The following is a 20,142-nucleotide window of genomic DNA, read 5'->3' on the forward strand; positions in this document are numbered from 1 at the left end:
CCTTCACGAGGCGGCTTGTCGCGCGACGTTATTCGAACAAGTCCAGGGTGGGCTGCGGATCGCGCCCGCGAACTTCGATGGAGCCGAAGACCAGGTCGGGTGGCGGCACGAGACCGAGGTGTTCCCAGGCGGCGGCGGTAGCCACGCGCCCACGCGGGGTGCGGGCGACCATTCCGGCGCGCACGAGGAACGGCTCGCACACCTCCTCGACGGTGGCGGCCTCCTCCCCCACGGCTACCGCGAGGGTGGATACACCGACCGGACCGCCGCCGAAACTTCGTACCAGCGCGGCGAGTACGGCACGGTCGAGGCGATCCAGACCGAGCACGTCGACGTCGTACACCTCGAGCGCCGCCCGCGCGATGGGCAAGGTGATCACCCCGTCGGCGCGGACCTCCGCGTAATCGCGGACGCGACGCAGCAGCCGGTTCGCGATGCGTGGCGTGCCACGGGACCGGCCCGCGATCTCCGCGGCGGCCTCGCGATCGATCTGCACGCCGAGGATCTGCGCCGAACGCAGCAGGATGAGCAGCAGCTCGTCGGGGTCGTAGAAGTCCATGTGCCCGGTGAAACCGAAACGGTCACGCAGCGGGCCGGTCAGCGCACCGGACCGGGTGGTGGCTCCGACCAGGGTGAACGGGGCAATATCGAGCGGGATCGAGGTGGCGCCCGGGCCTTTGCCGACGACCACGTCGACGCGGAAGTCCTCCATCGCCAGGTAGAGCATTTCCTCGGCGGGGCGGGCGATTCGGTGGATCTCGTCGATGAACAGCACGTCGCCGTCGACCAGGTTGCTGAGCATGGCCGCGAGATCACCGGCCCGTTCCAGCGCGGGACCGGAGGTGATGCGCAACGCGGTGCCGAGCTCGCCGGCGATGATCATCGCCATGCTGGTCTTGCCCAGGCCGGGCGGGCCGGACAGCAGCACGTGATCCGGGGTGCCGCCGCGCTGTTTGGCGCCGCGCAGCACCAGCGCGAGCTGTTCGCGGACGCGCGGCTGGCCGATGAAGTCGTCGAGCGACTTCGGGCGCAGGCTGGCCTCGATCTCGCCGTCGGACTTCAAATAGCTCGGCGTGACCTGGGATTCGTCTGATTCTTCGTAATCCATGCGGTATTACCGATTCTTGCCGAGCAGGTTGAGGGCGGCTCGCAATCCTACCGAGGTGTCGGCGGCGGGCTGTTCGGCGAGCACCGCGTCGATGGCCTGCTCGGCCTGCTTGGCCGGGAAACCGAGGCCGGTGAGCGCCTCCACCACCTGCTCGCGCACCGGCGTGATGACCGGGGTGGGCGTGCCGGGCGGACCGGATTGCACCGGAACGAGATTCACCTTGTCGCGCAGCTCGACCACCATGCGCTCGGCGCCACGTTTGCCGATGCCGGGCACCCGGGTGAGCGCGGCGACATTGCTCTCGGCGAGCGCCTTGCGCAGCGCCTCGGGCTCGAGCACCGCGAGGACCGCCATGGCGAGGCGGGGGCCGACGCCGGACACCGTTTGCAGCAGACCGAACAGGTCGCGCGCCTCGGTGTCGGCGAAACCGTACAGCGTCATCGAGTCCTCGCGCACGATCATCGCGGTGTACAGCCGGGTTTCCTCGCCGCGGGTCAGCGTGGACAGCGTCGCGGGGGTCACGTTGAGCCGGTAACCGATGCCCGCCGCCTCGATCACCGTGTGGTCGAGGGCGATCTCCAGCACCTCACCGCGTACCGACGCGATCACCTCTGTACCGCCTTCCGTTGTTCGGCAAGCCGTTCGGCGTACTTGCGTTGCGCCTCGGCCGCTTGGGCTTCGGCCTTGGCCATGCGCTCGATCAGCGGCGCCCGCCAACAATGGCAGATGGCCAGCGCGAGCGCATCCGCCGCGTCGGCGGGTTTGGGCGCGACCTGCAAACCGAGGATCCGGGTGACCATCGCGGTGACCTGGGCCTTGTCCGCGGTGCCGTTGCCGGTGACCGAGGCCTTCACCTCGCTGGGCGTGTGGAAGGCGACCGGGATGCCGCGGCGCGCGGCCGCGAGCGCGATCACGCCACCGGCCTGCGCGGTGCCCATCGCGGTCCGCACATTGTGCTGGGCGAAGACGCGTTCGATGGCGACGGCCGCCGGTTGGTGGGTGTCCATCCAGAGTTCGGCGGCGTCGGAGACCTGGAGTAGTCGCTGGGCGAGGTCCATGTCGGGCGGGGTGCGGACCACGTCGACGGCGATCGCGGTCACCTTACGACCGATGCCGCCCTCGACCATGCTGAGGCCGCACCGGGTGAGCCCGGGGTCGACGCCCATCACCCGCACGAAAACCCCTCTCGCAGACACGAACAACTGTTCGAGAGTCTAGCGGAGGCAGGGTCTTTCGCGGTCCAGCGACACGGGGTGCAGCCTGGCTCAGGACGCTACCGGGAACCCGAGCAGTTCCGGTTTGGTCGCGCGAGCCGCCCATTCGCGCGCCGGATCGTTGACGAGTCGGCGCGCTCGAAGGTCCAGCAGCCCACTGACATTGATCACCGTGGCCGCCACCTCGCCGTCCGCGCGGGTCAAAATCTGTTCGACACGGTAGGTCTTGCCGGTCCCCCACAACCACACGCAGGACACGTCGACCGCGTCACCGCCGCGCAGCTCGCGATGGAACTTGATCGTGGTTTCCAGATTCACCGGCCCGAATCCGTCCGCGATCAGCTCGTCGACCGAGATCCCCGCCGCCTGGACACAGGCGAAACGCGAGTGGTCGGCGAACTGGTGATAGGCCGCGCCGGTGACATGGAGCTGCGGATCGAGATCGGAAATCCGGACTTCGATGCGAGTACTGAACGACACGACGCCGACTATGCCAGCGCCCACCGACAACTTTCGCCGTGCGATTACGAGCCACGGATGCGGATCGCGCGTCGGTCCGGCGTCAGGCCGGGGCGAGGGTTTGGGCAAAGGTGCGGCGGTAGGCCTGCGGGGAAACGCCGATCGCCTCGTGCAGATGCTGGCGCAGCGAGGTGCCGGTGGCGAAGCCGACTTCACCGGCGATGCGGTCGACCGTCATATCGGTCGATTCGAGCAGGTGGCGGGCACGGAACAGTCGCTGCTGGATCAACCAGCGGCCCGGGCTCATACCGACCTCCTCGCTGAAGCGGCGTGCGAACGTGCGCTTGCTCATCTGGGCGCGCAGGGCGAATTCGTCCACGGTGAGCGGCAAGTGGAGGTTTTCCAGGGCCCACTGGCGGGCCGCGGCGGTGCCCGCGGACATGGCAGGCGGCACGGGCTGCTCGATGTACTGCGCTTGCCCGCCGTCGCGCCACGGCGGCACGACGCAGCGCCGAGCCACCGAGTTGGCGACCGCACTGCCGTGATCACGGCGCACGAGATGCAGGCACACGTCGATGCCCGCCGCCGCGCCCGCGGAGGTGAGCACGTCATCGTCGTCGACGTACAGCACATCGGGATCGAGCCGGACCCGCGGAAACGTGCGCCGGAAGAGATCGGCCTGGCGCCAGTGCGTGGTGGCCGGCCGGCCGTCGAGCAGGCCGGCCGCCGCCGCGACGAACGAGCCTGCGCAGATCGCCACGAGCCGGGCACCGGGCCGGATTCGGGCGAGCGCGTCCCGGACCGGCTGCGGCAGGGTGCCGTCGAGGGTCATCCCGATGTCGCAGGCGGGCAGGACCACGGTGTCGGCGGTGTCGAGAATGCTGCTGTCGTGCGCGACGGCGATCGAGTAGTCGGCGCTGGTGCGCACCGGTCCGCCGTCGACGGTGCAGGTGCGGATCTCGTAACGGCCGCCGGCACTGCCGAATACCCGGTTCGGGATGCCGAGTTCGAACGGATAGACCCCGTCCAACGCCAGCACCGCCACGCGATGGACGGAAGATGTCATGGCACGATCATATCGAAGAATGGCAATCGTGCCATTTCCTGACTCGTTCCAGCGCAGCAGACTCGACGACATGACCGAAACCATGCGCGCGATCAGCCAGCACACCCTCGGCGGCCCCGAGGTCCTCACCGAAGTACGACTCCCCCGACCGGTTCCGGGCCCCGGCGAAATCCTGGTCCGGGTGCACGCGGCCGGGCTCAACCCCACCGACTGGAAGCACCGCGCCGTCGCGAACCTCTTCCTGCCCGAACCGCCGTTCGTCCTCGGCTGGGACGTGTCCGGCGACGTCGCCGAGACCGGCATCGGCGTGACGCTGTTCGAGCCGGGCGACGAGATCTTCGGCATGCTGCCCTACCCGAACGGCCACGGCGCGCTGGCGGAGTACGTCGTCGGCCCGGCCCGCGCCTTCGCCCGCAAGCCCGCGAAACTGGATCACGTCCAGGCCGCCGCGATCCCGTTGGCCGCGCTCACCGCCTGGCAGGCGCTGGTAGACAACGCCGCACTCGAAGCCGGACAGCGCGTGCTGATCCACGCGGCCGCGGGCGGCGTCGGACATTTCGCTGTGCAGATCGCCAAGGCCCGCGGCGCGTACGTCATCGGCACGGCCAGCGCACCCAATCACGAGTTCCTGCGCAGCCTCGGCGCGGACGAAGTGCTCGACTACCGGACAACGGATGTCGCCGAGGCGGTCCGCGACGTGGACGTGGTGCTGGATTCGATCGATGACGACAACAGCCTGCGATCCTTGCGCACCCTGCGTCCGGGCGGTCTGCTGGTCACCTTGCGCGCCGCCGGTTCGGTCGATCTCGGGACGGCAGCACGCGAGTCGGGGGTGCGCGCGATCCGCATGCTGGTGGAGCACGATCACGCGGGCATGCGCGCGCTGGCCGGCCTCGTCGAATCCGGCGCGTTGCGGCCGACGATCGCGGGCGCCTTCCCGCTGACGGAGGCCGCGAAGGCGCATGCCTTGGGCGACACCGGTCGTACCGTCGGCAAACTAGTTGTCACGCTGCCCTGAGACCGAAGATTTTTCCGCGCGGCGCTTCGGTGAATCTACGAAATCGGGACCGTCACGCTTCTACCATCCGATGATGAGCACTGTTGTGAAGGCTGTCCTCGAGGGCGGGCCGAAAGACATGCCCGCGCGAATCGTTCCGATCACCCCGCCGGGGATCGAATTGAAAGTCCCGTTCAAGGGTGGCTACGAACACTTCAAGGTGACCCGCAAGGAGCAGGACACCCCGGAGGGCCGGTTGCCCGTCTACGAGTGGTCCAGCCGGACCGAACTCGCGGAGTGACGCGCGAATAATCGTCCAGCGCGGCCGGTCGATCATCGACCGGCCGCCTTCCGATGCGGTAGCCGGAAGCAGCCGACTATGGACAAAAGCGTAACCAAGTGGTTACGCTTTCCGGGTGGACGAAGTGGCGAGTGCGATCGCCGATCCGGTACGCCGGGAGATCCTGACGATGTTGCGCGGGACCCGGCTCACCGCGGGTGAGATCGCGGCGGAGTTCGATATCAGCAGGCCCGCGGTGAGCAGACACCTGCGAGTGCTGCGCGAAAGCGGACTGGTACACGACGAACTCATCGGCAGGCAGCGCTACTACGTGCTCGACTCGGCACCACTCACCGAGATCGCCGATTGGATCGCGCGCTTCGACACCGCGGCCGCCTGGGAACAGCGGCTCGACGCATTGGAAACCGAGGTCTACCGGACGCGCCGCGAACACCGCAGCGCACCGGCCGACCAGCACCCGAAGGAGAACACGGGATGACAACCCGACCCACCGGCCGCCTCGACCGCACCGACGGCAAGCGCGACCTGATCCTCACCAGAACCTATCGAGCGCCGATCGAGGACGTGTGGGCCAGCGTCACCGAATCCGACCGCACCGCACGGTGGTTCGGGCCATGGAAGGGCGAGGCCGGGCCCGGTCGGCAAATTCAGGTGCAGATGGCTTTGGAAGAAGGCCAGCCCTGGTGCGACGCCACGATCGAGGTGTGCGAACCGCCACGGCGGCTGGGCATCATCACCAAAGACAACTACGGCACTTGGCATCTGGAGGCGGAGCTCACCGAGACCGACGGCGTCACGGAACTGGTCTTCACCCACCATCTGGATCCCGAGGCGAAGATCAGCGAGGTCGGACCCGGCTGGGAGTATTACCTGGACGCACTGGGGGCGGCCCGCGCGGATGCGGACCGCCCCGAGTTCGAGGACTACTACCCCTCGATGAAGCAGTACTACGAAGCCCTGGAGGACTAGTCCAGCGCTGCCGGACGGTGCCCGTCCGCAGACCCGCGCACGGCCGGAGCGCATGCGCGGGTACGCACTAGTCGTCCAGTTGCGCGAGGATCTCGTCGGAGATGTCGACGTTGGTGTAGACGTTCTGGACGTCGTCGCTGTCCTCGAGCGCGTCGACCAACTTGATCACCTTGCGGGCACCGTCGGCGTCGACCTCGACCGAGACCGACGGCTGGAAGCCGGATTCGGCGGAGTCGTAGTCGATTCCGGCGGCCTGCAAGGCCTTGCGCACGGGGATCAGGTCGCTCGGGTCGCTGATGATCTCGAAGGAATCACCGAGGTCGTTGACCTCCTCGGCCCCCGCGTCGAGCACGGCCATCAGGACGTCGTCCTCGGACAGGCCGTTCTTCTCCAGCGTCACGACGCCCTTGCGGTGGAACAGGTAGGACACCGAACCCGGGTCGGCCATGTTGCCGCCGTTGCGGGTCATCGCGACCCGCACCTCGCCCGCGGCGCGGTTGCGGTTGTCGGTGAGGCACTCGATCAACACCGCGACACCATTGGGGCCGTAGCCCTCGTACATGATGGTCTGCCAGTCGGCGCCGCCGGCTTCTTCGCCGCCGCCGCGCTTGCGGGCACGCTCGATGTTGTCGTTGGGCACCGACGACTTCTTCGCCTTCTGGATGGCGTCGAAGAGTGTCGGGTTGCCTGCGGGGTCACTGCCACCCGTGCGGGCCGCCACCTCGATGTTCTTGATCAACTTGGCGAAGAGCTTGCCGCGCTTGGCGTCGATCCCCGCCTTCTTGTGCTTGGTGGTGGCCCATTTGGAGTGGCCGCTCATTCCCTACTTCCTTCAGGTCGATGGCACGTTTGGTGATGTGTACCGTACCGGCACGGCCGGAGGGACAACTTCTCCAGCCTACTCGGCCGGTCATCGCGGTCTGAACGGCGCGTGAACTACGGCTCCCGAACGAGGTCCACGAACATCCGGTGCACCCGCAGATCGCCGGTGACCTCCGGATGGAACGACGTCGCGACCACCTTCCCTTGCCGCACTGCCACAATGCGACCGGCGAACGGCCCGTCCGGCACCGTCGCGAGCACCTCGACGCCCGCACCGGCCCGCTCCACCCACGGCGCCCGGATGAACACCGCGCGCATCGGGCCGTCGTCGAGCCCGGCGAAGTCCAGGTCCACCTCGAACGAGTCGACCTGACGGCCGAAGGCGTTGCGGCGCACCGTCATATCGATGCCGGACAGGTGATTGGCGTCGGGCCGGGTATCGAGCACCTCGTCGGCGAGCAGGATCATGCCCGCGCAGGAACCGAAGGCGGGCATGCCATCTCGCAGTCGCGCGCGCAGCGGCTCCAGCAGCTCGAAGACCTCCAGCAGCTTGCTGATGGCGGTCGACTCGCCGCCGGGCAGCACCAGCGCGTCCACCGCGGCCAGTTCGGACGCGCGCCGCACCAGCACCGGCTCGGCGCCGCAGTGCGCGAGAGCCGCGATGTGCTCGCGCACGTCACCCTGCAGCGCGAGCACGCCGATGGTGGGACGGGCCTGCAGGTCGGTGGCGGCGGGCGCGGCGACCGGGGAAGCGTTCACGTCGCAAAGTTTACGAGCCGTCGCGGTGTGGGCCTGCTCACGGTCGCCGTCAGGGTTCCGTCAACGCGCGGGCCCGCCGGCCGGGATCGGGTCGACACTCGCATGGTGATAGCTGTGTTGCCGCGTAAGGTGCCCGCGCCGCGTGGAGAAGCGGAGGCGGCCCCGGCCCGCCGTGGTCTCACCGTGCCGACCGGGCTGGCCGGACTCTCGCTCGACGCGATGGCTTCGGTGTCCTACGGCCCCGAGGCCATCGTGCTGGTGCTGGCGGCCGCGGGCGGTGCCGGACTCGGCCTGACGCTGCCGGTGACGATCGCGATCGCCGCGTTGCTCGCCGTGCTCGTCGCCTCGTATCGGCAGGTGATCGCCGCGTTCCCGGACGGTGGTGGAGCGTATGCGGTGGCGAAGGCGCACCTCGGGCATCGCACGAGTTTGACCGCTGCGGCCTCGTTGATCATCGACTATGTGCTGAACGTCGCGGTGTCGATCGCCGCCGGTGTCGCGGCGCTGACCTCCGCGTTTCCCGTGTTGCTTCCGTACACGGTGTGGTTGTGTGTGGCGATTCTGGTCGGCATCACGGCGTTGAATCTGCTGGGCATCACCGAGAGCGCGCGGGCGTTCATGGTGCCGACCATCGTTTTCGTGGTCGGCATCGGCACGGTGATCGTCGCGGGGCTGGTGCGCTCCGAGCCCGCCAGCGTCAGCACCGGCGCCGCCACCGTGCTCGACGCGCACACCATCGGCGTGCTGTTGCTGCTCAAGGCGTTCTCCAGCGGGTGTGCCGCGCTGACCGGCGTGGAGGCGATCGCGAACGCGGTGCCGAGCTTCCAGGCGCCGAAAGTGCTTCGCGCACAACGCGCGGAGGTCGCGCTCGGAGCGCTGCTCGGTGTCATGCTGATCGGGCTCGCGCTGCTGATCGAGAAGTTCGAGGTGCATCCGATCGACGGCACCACGGTGCTCTCGCAGCTGACCGAGGCCGCGCTCGGGCACGGAATCGGTTACTACGTGGTGCAATTCGCGACCGTCGTGTTGCTGGCGCTGGCCGCCAATACCTCCTACGGCGGGCTGCCGACACTCACCAAGATCCTCGCCGACGACAACTGCCTGCCGCACCGGTTCGCGGTGCGCTCGCCACGTGAGGTGTACCGGTACGGCGTGCTGACCCTCGCCATCGCGGCGGGTGTGCTGCTGGTCGGGGCCGACGGCAATATGAACGCGCTGGTCCCGCTGTTCGCCATCGGGGTGTTCGTCGGGTTCACCATCGCGCAGGTCGGCATGGTTCGGCACTGGCTGATCGCCAGGACAGCGGGCTGGCGGTGGCGGCTGGCGCTCAACGGGTTCGGCGCGCTGCTCACCTTCGTCGCCGCCATCGTCACCACCGCAATGAAATTCACCGCGGGCGCCTGGTTGATCGTGCTGGTGCTGCCCGCGCTGGTGGTCGGCATGGACCGAATTCGCGGCGCCTACAGCAAGATCGGCGCCTATCGCCGCTCCGACGAGGTGCCGCCGCCACCGCGGCCGCGTGACGCCGTCATCGTGGTGCCGGTGTCCGAGGTCTCCGACCTGAGCTGCGAGGCGCTGTCCGCCGCGCTGTCGATCGGCAAAGACGTTGTCGCGGTGCATGTCTGCCTGCCCGGCGAGTCGGTGAAGGCGTTCACCAAGGCGTGGGAGGCGTGGCATCCGGAGGTGCGGCTGGTGCTGCTCGAAGACAGCGACGCGACGGTCGGCGGGCCGGTCGCGCGGTACGTGCGGGAGAACTTCGAGGGTCGCCGCAAGGTGGTCGTCATCGCCGAGGTCGACCCGCCGGTCGGCTGGAACCGTGTGCTGCCCAGCCACCGCAGCGACGAGCTCGAGCGCGTACTGCGCCGCATGTCCGACACAGTGGTCTGCCACCTGCGCGTACAGGTGGGCTGAAACCTGAGCGAATTCAGGCGGCCGCGGTGGTGTGCGTCGGCCACACGCACACCATCGCGGTCGACATCTCGCGCTCAGTCGCGCAGGTTGCGGATCAGTCCTTCCTGGACCACCGCGGCCACCATCTGACCTTCGCGGTTGAAGATCTTCCCGCCGGTGAGCGCGCGGCCGAAGCCCGCGGACGGCGAGGCCTGGTCGTAGAGCAGCCAGTCGTCGGCGCGGAACGGACGCAGGAACCACATGGCGTGATCCAGCGAGGCGTTCTGGGTCTGCTCGTCGGGGTGGGTCACCTTCGACGAGCCGAGCAGCGTCATATCGCTCATGTAGGCCAGGGTGCAGACGTGGAACAGCGGGTCGTCGGGCAGCGGATGCCGGTAGCGGAACCACACCTGCTGCTGCGAGACGACGCCGTCGCGGCGGGCGATCTGGTCCTGCGGCACCGTCCGGATGTCCCAGTGCTCCCACTCGCGCATCGCCCACAGACGTTCCGGGCTCATCGTGGTGCTCGCGTCCGGGAGGTCGTCCGGGGCCTGTACCTCGGGCATCACGTCCTGATGCTCCGGCCCCTCGTCGCCGAGGTGGAACGAGGCCGACATGGTGAAGATCGCCTGGCCGTCCTGCACACCGGTGACGCGTCGGGTGCAGAACGAGCGCCCGTCCCTGATCCGCTCGACCAGATACACCGTCGGCTGGTCCGGGTTGCCCGGCCGCAGAAAGTAGCCGTGCAGCGAATGCACCTGATACCGCGGTTCCACCGTGCGCACCGCTGACACCAGCGCCTGGCCGGCAACCTGTCCGCCGAACGTGCGCGGCAGCTGAGTCTTCGTGGACGCCCCACGGAAGATGTCACGCTCGAGGCGCTCTATCTCCAGCGCCTCTTCGATTGTCGCCATGGGCTGAGATTAACTCGCCGCGCTGACCGGCTCGTCCTCGGCCGTCCGGTGCTCGGCGGACCCGGACGAGGACGAGTCGGCCGGCGACCACGCGCACGGCCGCCGACCGGACCCAGGCCGCCGACGAGGGCGGTGCCCACCGTTTGCTCTGATAGACCGGTGCCACAGTTCGTCCCGATCACCCAGGACGCCCTCATCGAGCGTCTCGTCGAACGCGTCCGCACCCTGCCCGGCTACCGGGTGCTCGCGATCGACGGCGCCGACGCCGCTCACCCCACCGACTTCGCCCACCGGACCGCCGCCGCACTGCGCGACACCGGCAGACCCGCGGAAGTGGTGTCGCTGCACGACTACGTCCGCCCCGCCTCCCTCCGCATGGAATACGGCGTGGACGAAATCTCCTACCGCACAGCCTGGTTCGACTACGAAGCACTGCGCCGCGAAGTCATCGACGCCCTGCACGCCGATGGCCGCTGGCTGCCCGCCCTGTGGAACGAGACCACCGACCGCTCGGCTCGCGCCCCCATCCGCCAGGCGCTCCCCGACACCGTCCTCGTCATCGCGGGCCCGATGCTGCTCAACCACTCCCTCCCCTTCGACATAACCGTCCACCTGGCCATGTCGGAACCGGCCCTACGGCGCAGTACTCCGCCCGAAGACCACTGGACCATCCCCGCTCTCCTCGAAACCCCCACCGCCCCAACCTTCTTCATCCGCTGGGATCACCCCACCCGTCCGGCACTCCGACTCCCTTGACCCCCTGGGCTCCTTGTTTTCTGTTCCGCAGTTCTCAGCTATCTCCAACTGCGCAGATAGTTAGATGCGCATATCCATGTATCGAGATGGCTGACCTACTCACCAAACGCGAATGGCACACGGTTGCAGCGCTTCTCAGCGTTTGCCGCAACCATGTGCCACTCGATGGGCGTCAGCCGCCCGTGCGTTCGATCAGGAGCAGGCCGGAGACTGGAGGTTCAGAGCGGTCAGTGCGTTGCAGGCCCAACCCTTTTGAACCTTCCACTTGCCGTTGTCGAGAACGAAGGGCACATCGATGGGGTTCTCGGCGCCGTTGATGGTCAATTTGCCTTGCGCGCTGACGGAATCGCCAAAGGCGGTCACCCCGGTGATCTCCGACTTGGCGTTCGCATCCTTGTAGGCCTTAGCAAGGCGGTTGGGCAGGTCCGGGTCGGCTTCGATGCCCTGCACGAGGTCAAGCTTTTCCGCGCTGGGCACCGCCGGATCGAGCGCCTTCTGCAGCAGTGCGTTCAACTCGGCAACAGTGGGCGGCGCAGGTTGGTTCGCGTTGGCGGCGGCGCTGGTCGTGGTGCGGGACGGCTGCGGCGGATCCTTCTTGTCATCGCTGCCGCAGGCCGTCAGGCCCAGTGCGGCCACGACGGCCAAACCGGCAATCGCCATGCGTCCGGTCTTACGAAGGTTCATCTGCTCGTCCTTAACGTTGGGCTGGTACATCGACGGTGATGCGGCACTCCCGACGCAACGGTCGACGGGCATCGAAACGTGAAGTTACCCAGCACAATTGTGAGAACAGTAAGACGACGGTGTGGCGCGGAGAAGAGTCGCGCCGTCGCGATGCCCCTGACGCACACGAGCAGGGACTCCGAAGAGTCCCTGCTCGTGAAAGTTCACCAAACCCTCAGGCGTGGAATCACCAACCGCGCTCGGCGAGCCGGTGATCCACCGGCAGCTCCTCGACGTTGATGCCGACCATGGCCTCGCCCAGTCCACGCGAAACCTTCGCGAGCACATCGGGGTCGTCGTGGAAGGTGGTCGCCTTGACGATGGCGGCGGCCCGCTCGGCGGGGTTGCCGGACTTGAAGATGCCGGAGCCGACGAACACGCCCTCGGCGCCGAGCTGCATCATCATCGCGGCGTCGGCCGGGGTGGCGATGCCGCCTGCGGTGAACAGCACGACGGGCAGCTTGCCGGTCTCGGCGACCTCCCGGACCAGCTCGTAGGGCGCCTGCAGCTCCTTGGCGGCGACGAACAGCTCGTCGGCGGGCAGCGAGGACAGCCTGCGGATCTCCTGGCGGATCTTGCGCATGTGCGTGGTGGCGTTGGAGACGTCACCGGTGCCCGCCTCGCCCTTCGAGCGAATCATGGCCGCGCCCTCGGTGATTCGGCGCAGCGCCTCACCCAGGTTGGTGGCGCCGCAGACGAACGGCACGGTGAAGTTCCACTTCTCGATGTGGTTGGTGTAGTCGGCGGGGGTCAGCACCTCGGACTCGTCGATGTAGTCGACGCCGAGGCTCTGCAGGATCTGCGCCTCCACGAAGTGGCCGATGCGCGCCTTCGCCATGACCGGGATGGAGACGGCGGCGATGATGCCGTCGATCATGTCGGGGTCGCTCATCCGGGACACGCCACCCTGCGCACGGATGTCGGCGGGCACCCGCTCCAGCGCCATCACCGCGACCGCACCGGCGTCTTCGGCGATCTTGGCCTGGTCGGGGGTGACGACGTCCATGATCACCCCGCCCTTGAGCATCTCGGCCATGCCGCGCTTCACGCGGGCGGTGCCGATGGTCTGGGTGGTCTCGGGCGTAGTCACGGCAAACTCCTGGGTCATCTGCGCCAATCGGTCGCAAGGGATGGAATCGACCCAATTCTAGGCGGGCCACCCAGGCCACTTGATAGCCAGTCGGAGATGACTGGCCTTGTCACCTACCAGGAGCTCTGTCCGCCGGTGCGGTGCACTGGACCGCTCGGCGAGGCCAGGAAAAGCGGTTTACCGGTGCCGCAGGGCAATTGTGTCGGCCCCGCTATCTTCCGGCGTCGCTCAGAGCGGACCGACGACCAGCAACTGCGCCCAGTACTCGGCGGCAGCGGGCCCGACGACCGGCAGCAGGAAATCGTAGAGCAGGTAGGACATGTACAACGGAACCTCCGCACACCGAGCATTTACCCCCGCCGAACGGCGGGGATCGCGGCACCGAAGTTTGAGTGCCTTGGAGTAAGCACTACCCAGCCCGCGTCCAATCCAGTCGCGACCGTAGCACGATCGTGAAACACATCACATCGCGTCAGCGGATCGAGCGGACCTCCGGGTCGGTGGCGCTGTCGGCGGCGGCTGCGGCTTCGGGCAGCAGTTGGTCCAGGTTGTAGGGGTAAACGGTTTCACCCGCGCGATCGAAGGCGACGATATCCGTTGCGGTGCACCACTTGTTGCCGGTGATTGAGCGGCGTTCGATGGCGGTGAGGTTTGTCGCCTGCGGCTCGTAGGCGGGCACGCGCAGCGCGAAGAACAGTTCCTCGGAGCGGATCAGGTCGCCGTCGAAGGGGAACACCGCGACGCGACGCCAGATCGGGCCGCGCAGGCTCTCCGGGTCGGCCTGGTAGCCGGTCTCCTCGTAGAGCTCACGGACGGCCGCTTCGCGCAGCGTCTCCTCCGGATCGACCCCGCCGCCGACGGTGAACCAGAACGACACGTCGGGTGTTGTCGGGTCGTTGCCGCGCATCAGCAGCGTGCGCCCCTGCTCGTCGAACAGCACGATGCGGGCGGTGGTGCGGGTGGTGTCGACGGTGAGCCCGGTGGACGCGGCCGGGGTGGCGCGCTCGGTGATCTCGAAGTAGGTGGGCAGCGGCGCGGTGCCACCGAGGTGCAGGATGCGCACCGACCGGCGGGTGCGCAGCGCCAGGGTGTCGCGGACCGCGTCGTTGTGGAAGCGGCGGGCGATCAGCACCCGCGCCTCGGCGTCGGCCAGCTCGGCCACCATCTGCGGGCGCAGCTTCTCGATATCGATCGTCGACAGCGCCGCGGAGAGCTGGTTCTCCACCGTCTCGCGGTCGGCGCGCCCGGCCCGTTCGGCACGATCGGCAAGGTGGGCAAGAACTTTGGCTTGATCGGCCAGCGCCGGATCGGCCACCGGGTCCGCGATCGCCGCCGCGACCGATCTGGCCACCACCGCCCGCCGGGCCAGCGCCGCGTCGAGCGCCTGCCAGGACTGATCGGAGCGCACGTGCAACCGGTCGAGCCGGTTGGCGGTGGAGTAAGCCCAGATGCCGAGCGCGACGATGACCGCCGCGATCAGCGCGAGGACGAGAACCGTGGTGGCGGAGAAGGTGATCATCCGGCGGCCCGCACCCTGGTGTCGCCGATGGTGACCGTCTCGTACACCCGCAGGATCTGTTCGGCCACCACCGGCCAGTCGTACTCGCCGACCACCTGGGTGGCCGTGTGCACCAGGGCCGCCCGGCGGCTGTCGTCGGTGAGCAGACCGTCGATGGCCCGCGCCAGCGCCGCCGAATCACCCACCGGCACCAGCTCCCCCGCCGTCCCGTCGCGCAGCACCCGGCGGAAGGCGTCCAATTCGCTTGCTACCACGGCGGTTCCGGCGGCCATCGCCTCGATCAGGATGATGCCGAAGCTCTCGCCGCCGAGGTTGGGCGCGACGTAGACGTCCGCGCTGCGCATGGCCGAGGCCTTCTCCGCATCCGACACCTGCCCGAGGAAACGCAGGTGCCGGGCGAGCTGTCCCGCCTCGCGGCGCAGCCGCTCCTCGTCCCCGCGCCCCACGATGAGGACCTGTAAATCCTTGTGCCTGCGCACCAGTTCGGGCAGCGCGCCGAGCAGCACGTCCATCCCCTTGCGTGGTTCGTCGTAGCGGCCGAGGAACAGCACGGTCCGGCCCGCCCGCGGATACCCGGGCAGCATCGGCGCCCGCGCGAAGGCGGGCACGTCGACCCCGTTGGGGATCTCCACCGCGTCGGAGCCGAGCGCCTCCACCTGCCAGCGCCGGGCCAGCTCCGAGACGGCGATCCGGCCGCTGATCTTCTCGTGGTACGGCCGCAGCACGCCCTGAAAGGTGCTGAGTATCAACGACTTCGTGGTCGAGGTGTGGAAGGTGGCGACGATCGGGCCCTCGGCGATCTTCAGCGCGAGCATCGACAGGCTCGGCGCGTTGGGCTCGTGGATGTGCAGCACGTCGAAATCGTTGCCGTCGATCCAGCGCCGAATCCTGGTGTAGGCCATCGGGCCGAAGGACAGTCGCGCCACCGACCCGTTGTACGGGATCGCTACCGCGCGACCGGCGGACACCACGAAATCGGGCAGCGCTGTCTCCTCCGAGGCGGGCGCGAGCACGCTCACCCGATGTCCGCGTTCGATGAAGACCCGGGCCAGCTCGACCACGTGGGCCTGTACGCCGCCGGGCACGTCGAACGAGTACGGACAGACCATGCCGATCTTCATGCGGCGCCGTCCGAGTTCGCCGCGGTGTTCGCATCATCCTGCGCCGCCGCGATACGGCCGCGCCGTGCCGCGGACAGATCGCTCTCCCACATCGGTTGCAGCATGTGCCAATCCGCCGGATGCTCGGCGATATTCGCCGCGAACCGGTCCGCCAGGGCCTGGGTGGCCGCCGCGACGCCGTGCGAAACATCAATCGGCGCTTCGACTTTCATGCCCCACCCGGCCCCGTCGTCGGCGGTGAACCAGGTGTGCACCGGCAGCAGCACGGCACCGGTCTCGATGGCCAGTTTGGCGGCGCCGGCGGGCATCCAGGTGCGCTCGCCGAAGAAGGTGACCGGGACGCCGCGACCGGTCAGGTCGCGCTCCCCCAGCAGGCAGATCGCCTTGTTCTCCCGCAGCCGTTCGGCCAGCTGGCCGAACGGTGGCTGTTCGCCGCCGGTCAGCGGGAACACCTCGAAACCGAGGCTCGACCGGTAGGCGACGAAACGCTCGAACAGCGACTCCGGCTTCAACCGTTCCATGACGGTCGCGAAGGTGCCATGGTTCTGCACCAGCCACACCCCGGCCATATCCCAGTTCCCGGAATGCGGCAGCACCAGGATCACGCCGCGTCCGGCGGCCAGCCCCGCCTCCAGGTTCGGTTTCCCTTCCAGCGCGAGCTTGCCGATCGCCGCGTGGTCCATCGAGGGCAGCCGGAACGCTTCGCGCCAGTACCGCGCGTAGGAGCGGACGCTCGCCTGGATCAGCTCGTCCGGCACGTCCGCGGGGGTACCGCCGATCACCCGGGCGAGGTTGCGCCGCAACTGGTTCGGCGCGCCACCGGCCCGGAACTGCCGATTCGCCTTGCCTGCGACCCGATCGGCGCCCCAGTCGAACAACCGTCGCGCCGTCGTCTCGGGCAACGCCCGCACCAGCCGCCAGCCCGCCGCGTAACCGGCGTCGCTCAACCGCTCCCCGATACTCATGACCATTGCCCCGTTCCCTGCACCACACCGCCACGATAGGGCGGTCTCACGTCGGCAGCTCCGTCGCGTTCGCCGTTCCCGCCGAGGGGTTTTCGGGCTGCGCCGGCTTGTCGGACTGCGCCGGGTCTTGCTGCTGTGCCGAATTTCGCGGCTGCGGGGGCGTGATCACCTCGCGCGCACCCGGCGAATTGCGCACCGCGAGCACCCGCTGGAACACCGTGACGATGCTGAGCACCGCGAGCACCCACATCGCGACGTGCACCGCGTAGGTGAGCCAGTCGATGCCCCAGTACCCGCCGATGCCGGTCAACCCGGCGCCGACCAGCACGATGATGAGCCGATCCGGCCGCTCGATGAGCCCACCGTCGGCCGACAGTCCGCTGGCTTCCGCGCGCGCCTTGGCGTACGAAATCACCTGCGAACTCACCAGCACCACCAGCGTCGCGGCGAACAGCGGCTTGTGGTTCTCGTGGTACACCGCCCACCACGCCAAGCCGGCGAAGATGGCGCCGTCGGCGACCCGATCGCAGGTGGCGTCGAGCACCGCGCCGTATTTCGTGCCGCCGCCGCGCGCCCGCGCCATCGCGCCGTCGAGCATGTCGAACATGACGAACAACCAGATCACCATGGTCCCCCAGAACAGGTGTCCGGTCGGGAACAGGGTGACCGCGGCGGCGATCGACGCGGTGGTGCCGATGACCGTCACCGCATCCGGGGTGAGCCCGGTGCTCACCAGCGCTTTGCCCAGCGGCGCAGTCGCTTTGGCAAACGTATCGCGGCCGAAGAAGCTCAGCACTTCTAGTCGACTTCCTTCCAGGCTGCCGACAGCAGCGCCCTCGTCTCCCGGAGCAGCTGCGGCATCACCTTGGCCCCGCCGACCACGGTGATGAAGTTCGCGTCGCCGCCCCAGCGCGGGACGATGTGCTGGTGTAGGTGGTCGGCCAGCGAACCACCGGCCACGCCACCGAGATTCAGGCCGACGTTGAACCCGTGCGGCCGCGATACCCGCTTCATCACCCGGATGGCCTGCTGGGTGAACGCCATCAGCTCGGTGCCCTCGGCCAGGGTGAGGTCTTCGAGGTTGGCCACCTTGCGGTACGGCACCACCATCATGTGGCCCGGGTTGTACGGGTACAGGTTGAGCACCGCGTACACCAGCTCGCCGCGCGCGATGACCAGGCCGTCCTCATCGGACATCTTCGGAATGTCGGTGAACGGATGCCCGGTCGACGCGGGGTCGGTCGCCGCCGCCTCGGCGATGTAGGACATCCGGTACGGCGTCCACAACCGCTGTAACCGGTCCGGTTCACCCGCGCCGCGGTCCACGATGCTGTCCTGAGCCGTGGCGTCGGTCAGCTCGGTGAACCCGTCCGGGGTCGTGCGCTCGGTCATCCCGCACCCTTGATCTCGAAACCCGCCGCGGTCGGAGAAGTGTTCTCCCGGCTCGCAATCCATTCCACAATGGTGGCAACCGCGTCGGCGACCGGCACCCCGTTCACCTGAGTTCCGTCGCGGAATCGGAAGCTCACCGCGTCGGCGGCGACGTCGCGCTCGCCGGCGAGCAGCATGAACGGCACCTTCTGTGCGGTGTTGTTGAAGATCTTCTTCTGCATCCGGTCGTCGCTGCGGTCCACCTGGGCCCGGATGCCCGCGTCCTGCAGCCGCTCGATCACCCGATCCAGGTGCGGCGCAAAGGCTTCCGCGACCGGGATGCCGACGACCTGCACCGGCGACAGCCATGCGGGGAACGCGCCGGCGTAGTGCTCGGTGAGCACGCCGAAGAACCGTTCGATCGAGCCGAACAGCGCGCGGTGGATCATCACCGGACGCTGCTTGGTGCCGTCGGAGGCGGTGTACTCCAGGTTGAACCGTTCCGGCAGGTTGAAGTCGAGCTGGATGGTCGACATCTGCCAGGTGCGGCCCAGCGCGTCCTTGGCCTGCACGGAGATCTTCGGGCCGTAGAACGCGGCGCCGCCCGGATCGGGCACCAGCTCCAGCCCGGAGGCCGAGGCCACCTTGGACAGGGTCTCGGTGGCCTCCTCCCAGATCTCGTCGGAGCCGACGAACTTCTTCGGATCCTTGGTCGAGAGCTCCAGGTAGAAGTCGTCGAGGCCGTAGTCCTTCAGCAGGCCGAGCACGAACTGCAGGGTGCTGGTGAGCTCCGCGTGCATCTGCTCTTTGGTGCAGTAGATGTGCGCGTCGTCCTGGGTCATGCCGCGCACCCGGGTCAGGCCGTGCACCACGCCGGACTTCTCGTAGCGGTACACCGAGCCGAACTCGAAGAGCCGCAACGGCAGTTCCCGGTACGACCGGCCGCGCGCCCGGAAGATCAGGTTGTGCATCGGGCAGTTCATCGGCTTGACGTAGTAGTCCTGGCCCGGCTTGCGGACGGTGCCGTCCTCGTTCAGCTCGGCGTCCAGGTGCATCGCCGGGAACATGCCGTCGCGGTACCAGTCCAGGTGACCGGAGACCTCGAACAGGTGTCCCTTGGTGATGTGCGGGGTGTTGACGAACTCGTAGCCCGCCGCCACATGCTGACGCCGGGAGAACTCCTCCATCTCCTTGCGGATGATGCCGCCCTTGGGGTGGAACACCGGCAGACCGGAACCGAGCTCGTCCGGGAAACTGAACAGGTCCAGTTCCAGACCGAGCTTGCGGTGGTCGCGGCGTTCGGCCTCGGCGAGCAGGTGCAGGTACTCGTCGAGCGCCTCCTGCGACTCCCACGCGGTGCCGTAGACGCGCTGCAGATCCTCGCGGTCCTGATCGCCGCGCCAGTAGGCGGCCGAGCTGCGGGTGAGCTTGAAGGCCGGGATGAACTTGGTGGTCGGGATGTGCGGGCCGCGACACAGATCGCCCCACACGCGTTCGCCGGTGCGCGGATCCAGGTTGTCGTAGATGGTCAGCTCTTTGCCGCCGACCTCCATCACCTCGGGATCGTCGATGCCGGACTTGTCGCTGATCAACTCCAGCTTGAACGGCTCCTTGGCCAGCTCGACCCGGGCGTCCTCGACCTCGACCACGCGCCGGGAAAACCGCTGCGCGCCTTTGACGATCTTCTTCATCCGGGATTCCAGCTTCGCCAGATCCTCGGGGGTGAACGGCCGGTCCACCTGGAAGTCGTAGTAGAAGCCGTCCTTGATCGGCGGGCCGATGCCGAGCTTGGCCTCGGGGAACTCCTGCTGCACCGCCTGCGCCAGCACGTGCGCGGCGCTATGCCGGATGACACTGCGGCCGTCCTCGGTATCGGCGGCGACCGCCTCCACCTCGACGTCGGTGTCCGGGGTCCAGGACAGGTCCTTGAGGCCCTCGGCGTCGCGCACGACGACGATGGTGTCCGGTCCCTTGGTCGGCAGACCAGCCTCGCGCACCGCGGCCCCCGCCGTCGTCCCCGCCGGCACCCGGACGCGGGGGGCAGGGGTGGTGCGGGCTGAGGTGGTCACGGCAGTGCTCTCCTTGGAGTTTCTCGGGT

22 protein-coding genes are annotated in these 20,142 nt (G+C 68.3%); 6 read left to right on the forward strand and 16 right to left on the reverse strand.

The genetic code is table 11. The annotated features are described in order from the left end of the window. Positions 1-28 precede the first annotated feature (28 nt). The 5 genes from ruvB to DBO33_RS29840 all read right to left on the reverse strand — a co-directional run bounded on the left by ruvB (position 29) and on the right by DBO33_RS29840 (position 3,847). Positions 29-1,108, reverse strand: coding sequence for a Holliday junction branch migration DNA helicase RuvB (gene ruvB / locus DBO33_RS29820; RefSeq protein ID WP_107658034.1), 1,080 nt, complete (start codon positions 1,106-1,108; stop codon positions 29-31). Positions 1,109-1,114: 6 nt separating this feature from the next. Continuing rightward, positions 1,115-1,717 carry a Holliday junction branch migration protein RuvA gene (ruvA, locus tag DBO33_RS29825; RefSeq protein ID WP_107658035.1) on the reverse strand — a complete coding sequence of 201 codons (603 nt, stop codon included), beginning with the start codon at positions 1,715-1,717 and terminating at the stop codon, positions 1,115-1,117. Further along, positions 1,714-2,283 carry a crossover junction endodeoxyribonuclease RuvC gene (ruvC, locus tag DBO33_RS29830; RefSeq protein WP_107658036.1) on the reverse strand — a complete coding sequence of 190 codons (570 nt, stop codon included), beginning with the start codon at positions 2,281-2,283 and terminating at the stop codon, positions 1,714-1,716. Before ruvC ends, ruvA begins: the two co-directional genes overlap by 4 nt. Before the next feature lie 90 nt (positions 2,284-2,373). Beyond that, positions 2,374-2,802 (reverse strand): acyl-CoA thioesterase, encoded by a 429-nt coding sequence (locus DBO33_RS29835; protein ID WP_107658037.1) that lies wholly within the window; start codon positions 2,800-2,802, stop codon positions 2,374-2,376. Positions 2,803-2,884: 82 nt separating this feature from the next. Continuing rightward, positions 2,885-3,847, reverse strand: a complete 963-nt coding sequence (locus DBO33_RS29840) for a GlxA family transcriptional regulator (protein ID WP_107658038.1) — start codon at positions 3,845-3,847, stop codon at positions 2,885-2,887. Between the two features lie 82 nt (positions 3,848-3,929). Between DBO33_RS29840 and DBO33_RS29845 the strand changes: the two genes are divergently transcribed. From DBO33_RS29845 to DBO33_RS29860, 4 genes are all read left to right on the forward strand, one after another. Next, positions 3,930-4,865 carry an NADP-dependent oxidoreductase gene (locus DBO33_RS29845; protein ID WP_407670635.1) on the forward strand — a complete coding sequence of 312 codons (936 nt, stop codon included), beginning with the start codon at positions 3,930-3,932 and terminating at the stop codon, positions 4,863-4,865. A 73-nt stretch (positions 4,866-4,938) separates the two neighbouring features. After that, positions 4,939-5,145 (forward strand): DUF5988 family protein, encoded by a 207-nt coding sequence (locus tag DBO33_RS29850; protein WP_040736649.1) that lies wholly within the window; start codon positions 4,939-4,941, stop codon positions 5,143-5,145. 115 nt (positions 5,146-5,260) lie between these two features. Further along, positions 5,261-5,623, forward strand: coding sequence for a metalloregulator ArsR/SmtB family transcription factor (locus DBO33_RS29855; RefSeq protein WP_107658039.1), 363 nt, complete (start codon positions 5,261-5,263; stop codon positions 5,621-5,623). Continuing rightward, on the forward strand, positions 5,620-6,114 hold the full coding sequence (locus DBO33_RS29860; RefSeq protein ID WP_107658040.1) for an SRPBCC family protein: 495 nt from the start codon (positions 5,620-5,622) through the stop codon (positions 6,112-6,114). Before DBO33_RS29855 ends, DBO33_RS29860 begins: the two co-directional genes overlap by 4 nt. A gap of 67 nt (positions 6,115-6,181) precedes the next feature. Here the strand turns inward: DBO33_RS29860 and DBO33_RS29865 are convergent, their stop codons facing one another. Continuing rightward, on the reverse strand, positions 6,182-6,934 hold the full coding sequence (locus tag DBO33_RS29865) for a YebC/PmpR family DNA-binding transcriptional regulator (RefSeq protein WP_107658041.1): 753 nt from the start codon (positions 6,932-6,934) through the stop codon (positions 6,182-6,184). A gap of 116 nt (positions 6,935-7,050) precedes the next feature. Continuing rightward, complete coding sequence (gene pdxT, locus DBO33_RS29870; RefSeq protein ID WP_325050757.1) at positions 7,051-7,695, reverse strand: pyridoxal 5'-phosphate synthase glutaminase subunit PdxT; 645 nt, start codon at positions 7,693-7,695, stop codon at positions 7,051-7,053. Positions 7,696-7,914: 219 nt separating this feature from the next. Between pdxT and DBO33_RS29875 the strand changes: the two genes are divergently transcribed. Continuing rightward, positions 7,915-9,606: an APC family permease gene (locus DBO33_RS29875; protein WP_234391416.1), complete on the forward strand. Its 1,692-nt coding sequence runs from the start codon at positions 7,915-7,917 to the stop codon at positions 9,604-9,606. A 74-nt stretch (positions 9,607-9,680) separates the two neighbouring features. Here the strand turns inward: DBO33_RS29875 and DBO33_RS29880 are convergent, their stop codons facing one another. Further along, positions 9,681-10,499, reverse strand: coding sequence for an acyl-CoA thioesterase (locus DBO33_RS29880; protein ID WP_107658042.1), 819 nt, complete (start codon positions 10,497-10,499; stop codon positions 9,681-9,683). 159 nt (positions 10,500-10,658) lie between these two features. Between DBO33_RS29880 and DBO33_RS29885 the strand changes: the two genes are divergently transcribed. Next, positions 10,659-11,255, forward strand: coding sequence for a nucleoside/nucleotide kinase family protein (locus DBO33_RS29885; protein WP_107658043.1), 597 nt, complete (start codon positions 10,659-10,661; stop codon positions 11,253-11,255). 192 nt (positions 11,256-11,447) lie between these two features. On the opposite strand, the gene DBO33_RS29890 is transcribed toward DBO33_RS29885, so the two are convergent. From DBO33_RS29890 to thrS, 8 genes are all read right to left on the reverse strand, one after another. Continuing rightward, positions 11,448-11,939: a hypothetical protein gene (locus tag DBO33_RS29890; protein WP_199856797.1), complete on the reverse strand. Its 492-nt coding sequence runs from the start codon at positions 11,937-11,939 to the stop codon at positions 11,448-11,450. Between the two features lie 226 nt (positions 11,940-12,165). Beyond that, positions 12,166-13,068, reverse strand: a complete 903-nt coding sequence (gene pdxS, locus DBO33_RS29895; protein ID WP_199856798.1) for a pyridoxal 5'-phosphate synthase lyase subunit PdxS — start codon at positions 13,066-13,068, stop codon at positions 12,166-12,168. Positions 13,069-13,540: 472 nt separating this feature from the next. After that, positions 13,541-14,584 (reverse strand): NUDIX hydrolase, encoded by a 1,044-nt coding sequence (locus DBO33_RS44495; protein ID WP_107660700.1) that lies wholly within the window; start codon positions 14,582-14,584, stop codon positions 13,541-13,543. Then, complete coding sequence (locus DBO33_RS29905; RefSeq protein WP_107658045.1) at positions 14,584-15,708, reverse strand: glycosyltransferase family 4 protein; 1,125 nt, start codon at positions 15,706-15,708, stop codon at positions 14,584-14,586. The genes DBO33_RS44495 and DBO33_RS29905 overlap by 1 nt, the downstream gene beginning before the upstream one ends. Next, on the reverse strand, positions 15,705-16,673 hold the full coding sequence (locus DBO33_RS29910) for a phosphatidylinositol mannoside acyltransferase (protein WP_107660701.1): 969 nt from the start codon (positions 16,671-16,673) through the stop codon (positions 15,705-15,707). The genes DBO33_RS29905 and DBO33_RS29910 overlap by 4 nt, the downstream gene beginning before the upstream one ends. Before the next feature lie 46 nt (positions 16,674-16,719). Beyond that, positions 16,720-17,469, reverse strand: coding sequence for a phosphatidylinositol phosphate synthase (gene pgsA / locus DBO33_RS29915; protein ID WP_107658046.1), 750 nt, complete (start codon positions 17,467-17,469; stop codon positions 16,720-16,722). Between the two features lie 2 nt (positions 17,470-17,471). After that, a complete protein-coding gene (locus DBO33_RS29920) occupies positions 17,472-18,065 on the reverse strand; it encodes an HIT family protein (protein ID WP_107658047.1) in 594 nt (197 codons plus the stop codon). Continuing rightward, a complete protein-coding gene (gene thrS / locus DBO33_RS29925; RefSeq protein WP_107658048.1) occupies positions 18,062-20,113 on the reverse strand; it encodes a threonine--tRNA ligase in 2,052 nt (683 codons plus the stop codon). Before thrS ends, DBO33_RS29920 begins: the two co-directional genes overlap by 4 nt. Between the last annotated feature and the right edge of the window lie 29 nt (positions 20,114-20,142).

This window comes from Nocardia suismassiliense (genome assembly GCF_900269665.1).
In the GTDB taxonomy this organism is placed as follows: domain Bacteria; phylum Actinomycetota; class Actinomycetes; order Mycobacteriales; family Mycobacteriaceae; genus Nocardia; species Nocardia suismassiliense.

Coding starts and splice junctions, on each gene's coding strand:
- ruvB (WP_107658034.1), bottom strand. CDS start 1,108: ATGGATTACGAAGAATCAGACGAATCCCAGGTCACGCCGAGCTATTTG.
- DBO33_RS29840 (WP_107658038.1), bottom strand. CDS start 3,847: ATGACATCTTCCGTCCATCGCGTGGCGGTGCTGGCGTTGGACGGGGTC.
- DBO33_RS29845 (WP_407670635.1), top strand. CDS start 3,930: ATGCGCGCGATCAGCCAGCACACCCTCGGCGGCCCCGAGGTCCTCACC.
- DBO33_RS29850 (WP_040736649.1), top strand. CDS start 4,939: ATGAGCACTGTTGTGAAGGCTGTCCTCGAGGGCGGGCCGAAAGACATG.
- DBO33_RS29860 (WP_107658040.1), top strand. CDS start 5,620: ATGACAACCCGACCCACCGGCCGCCTCGACCGCACCGACGGCAAGCGC.
- DBO33_RS29865 (WP_107658041.1), bottom strand. CDS start 6,934: ATGAGCGGCCACTCCAAATGGGCCACCACCAAGCACAAGAAGGCGGGG.
- DBO33_RS29875 (WP_234391416.1), top strand. CDS start 7,915: ATGGCTTCGGTGTCCTACGGCCCCGAGGCCATCGTGCTGGTGCTGGCG.
- DBO33_RS29880 (WP_107658042.1), bottom strand. CDS start 10,499: ATGGCGACAATCGAAGAGGCGCTGGAGATAGAGCGCCTCGAGCGTGAC.
- DBO33_RS29890 (WP_199856797.1), bottom strand. CDS start 11,939: ATGAACCTTCGTAAGACCGGACGCATGGCGATTGCCGGTTTGGCCGTC.
- DBO33_RS29905 (WP_107658045.1), bottom strand. CDS start 15,708: ATGAAGATCGGCATGGTCTGTCCGTACTCGTTCGACGTGCCCGGCGGC.
- DBO33_RS29910 (WP_107660701.1), bottom strand. CDS start 16,673: ATGAGTATCGGGGAGCGGTTGAGCGACGCCGGTTACGCGGCGGGCTGG.
- DBO33_RS29920 (WP_107658047.1), bottom strand. CDS start 18,065: ATGACCGAGCGCACGACCCCGGACGGGTTCACCGAGCTGACCGACGCC.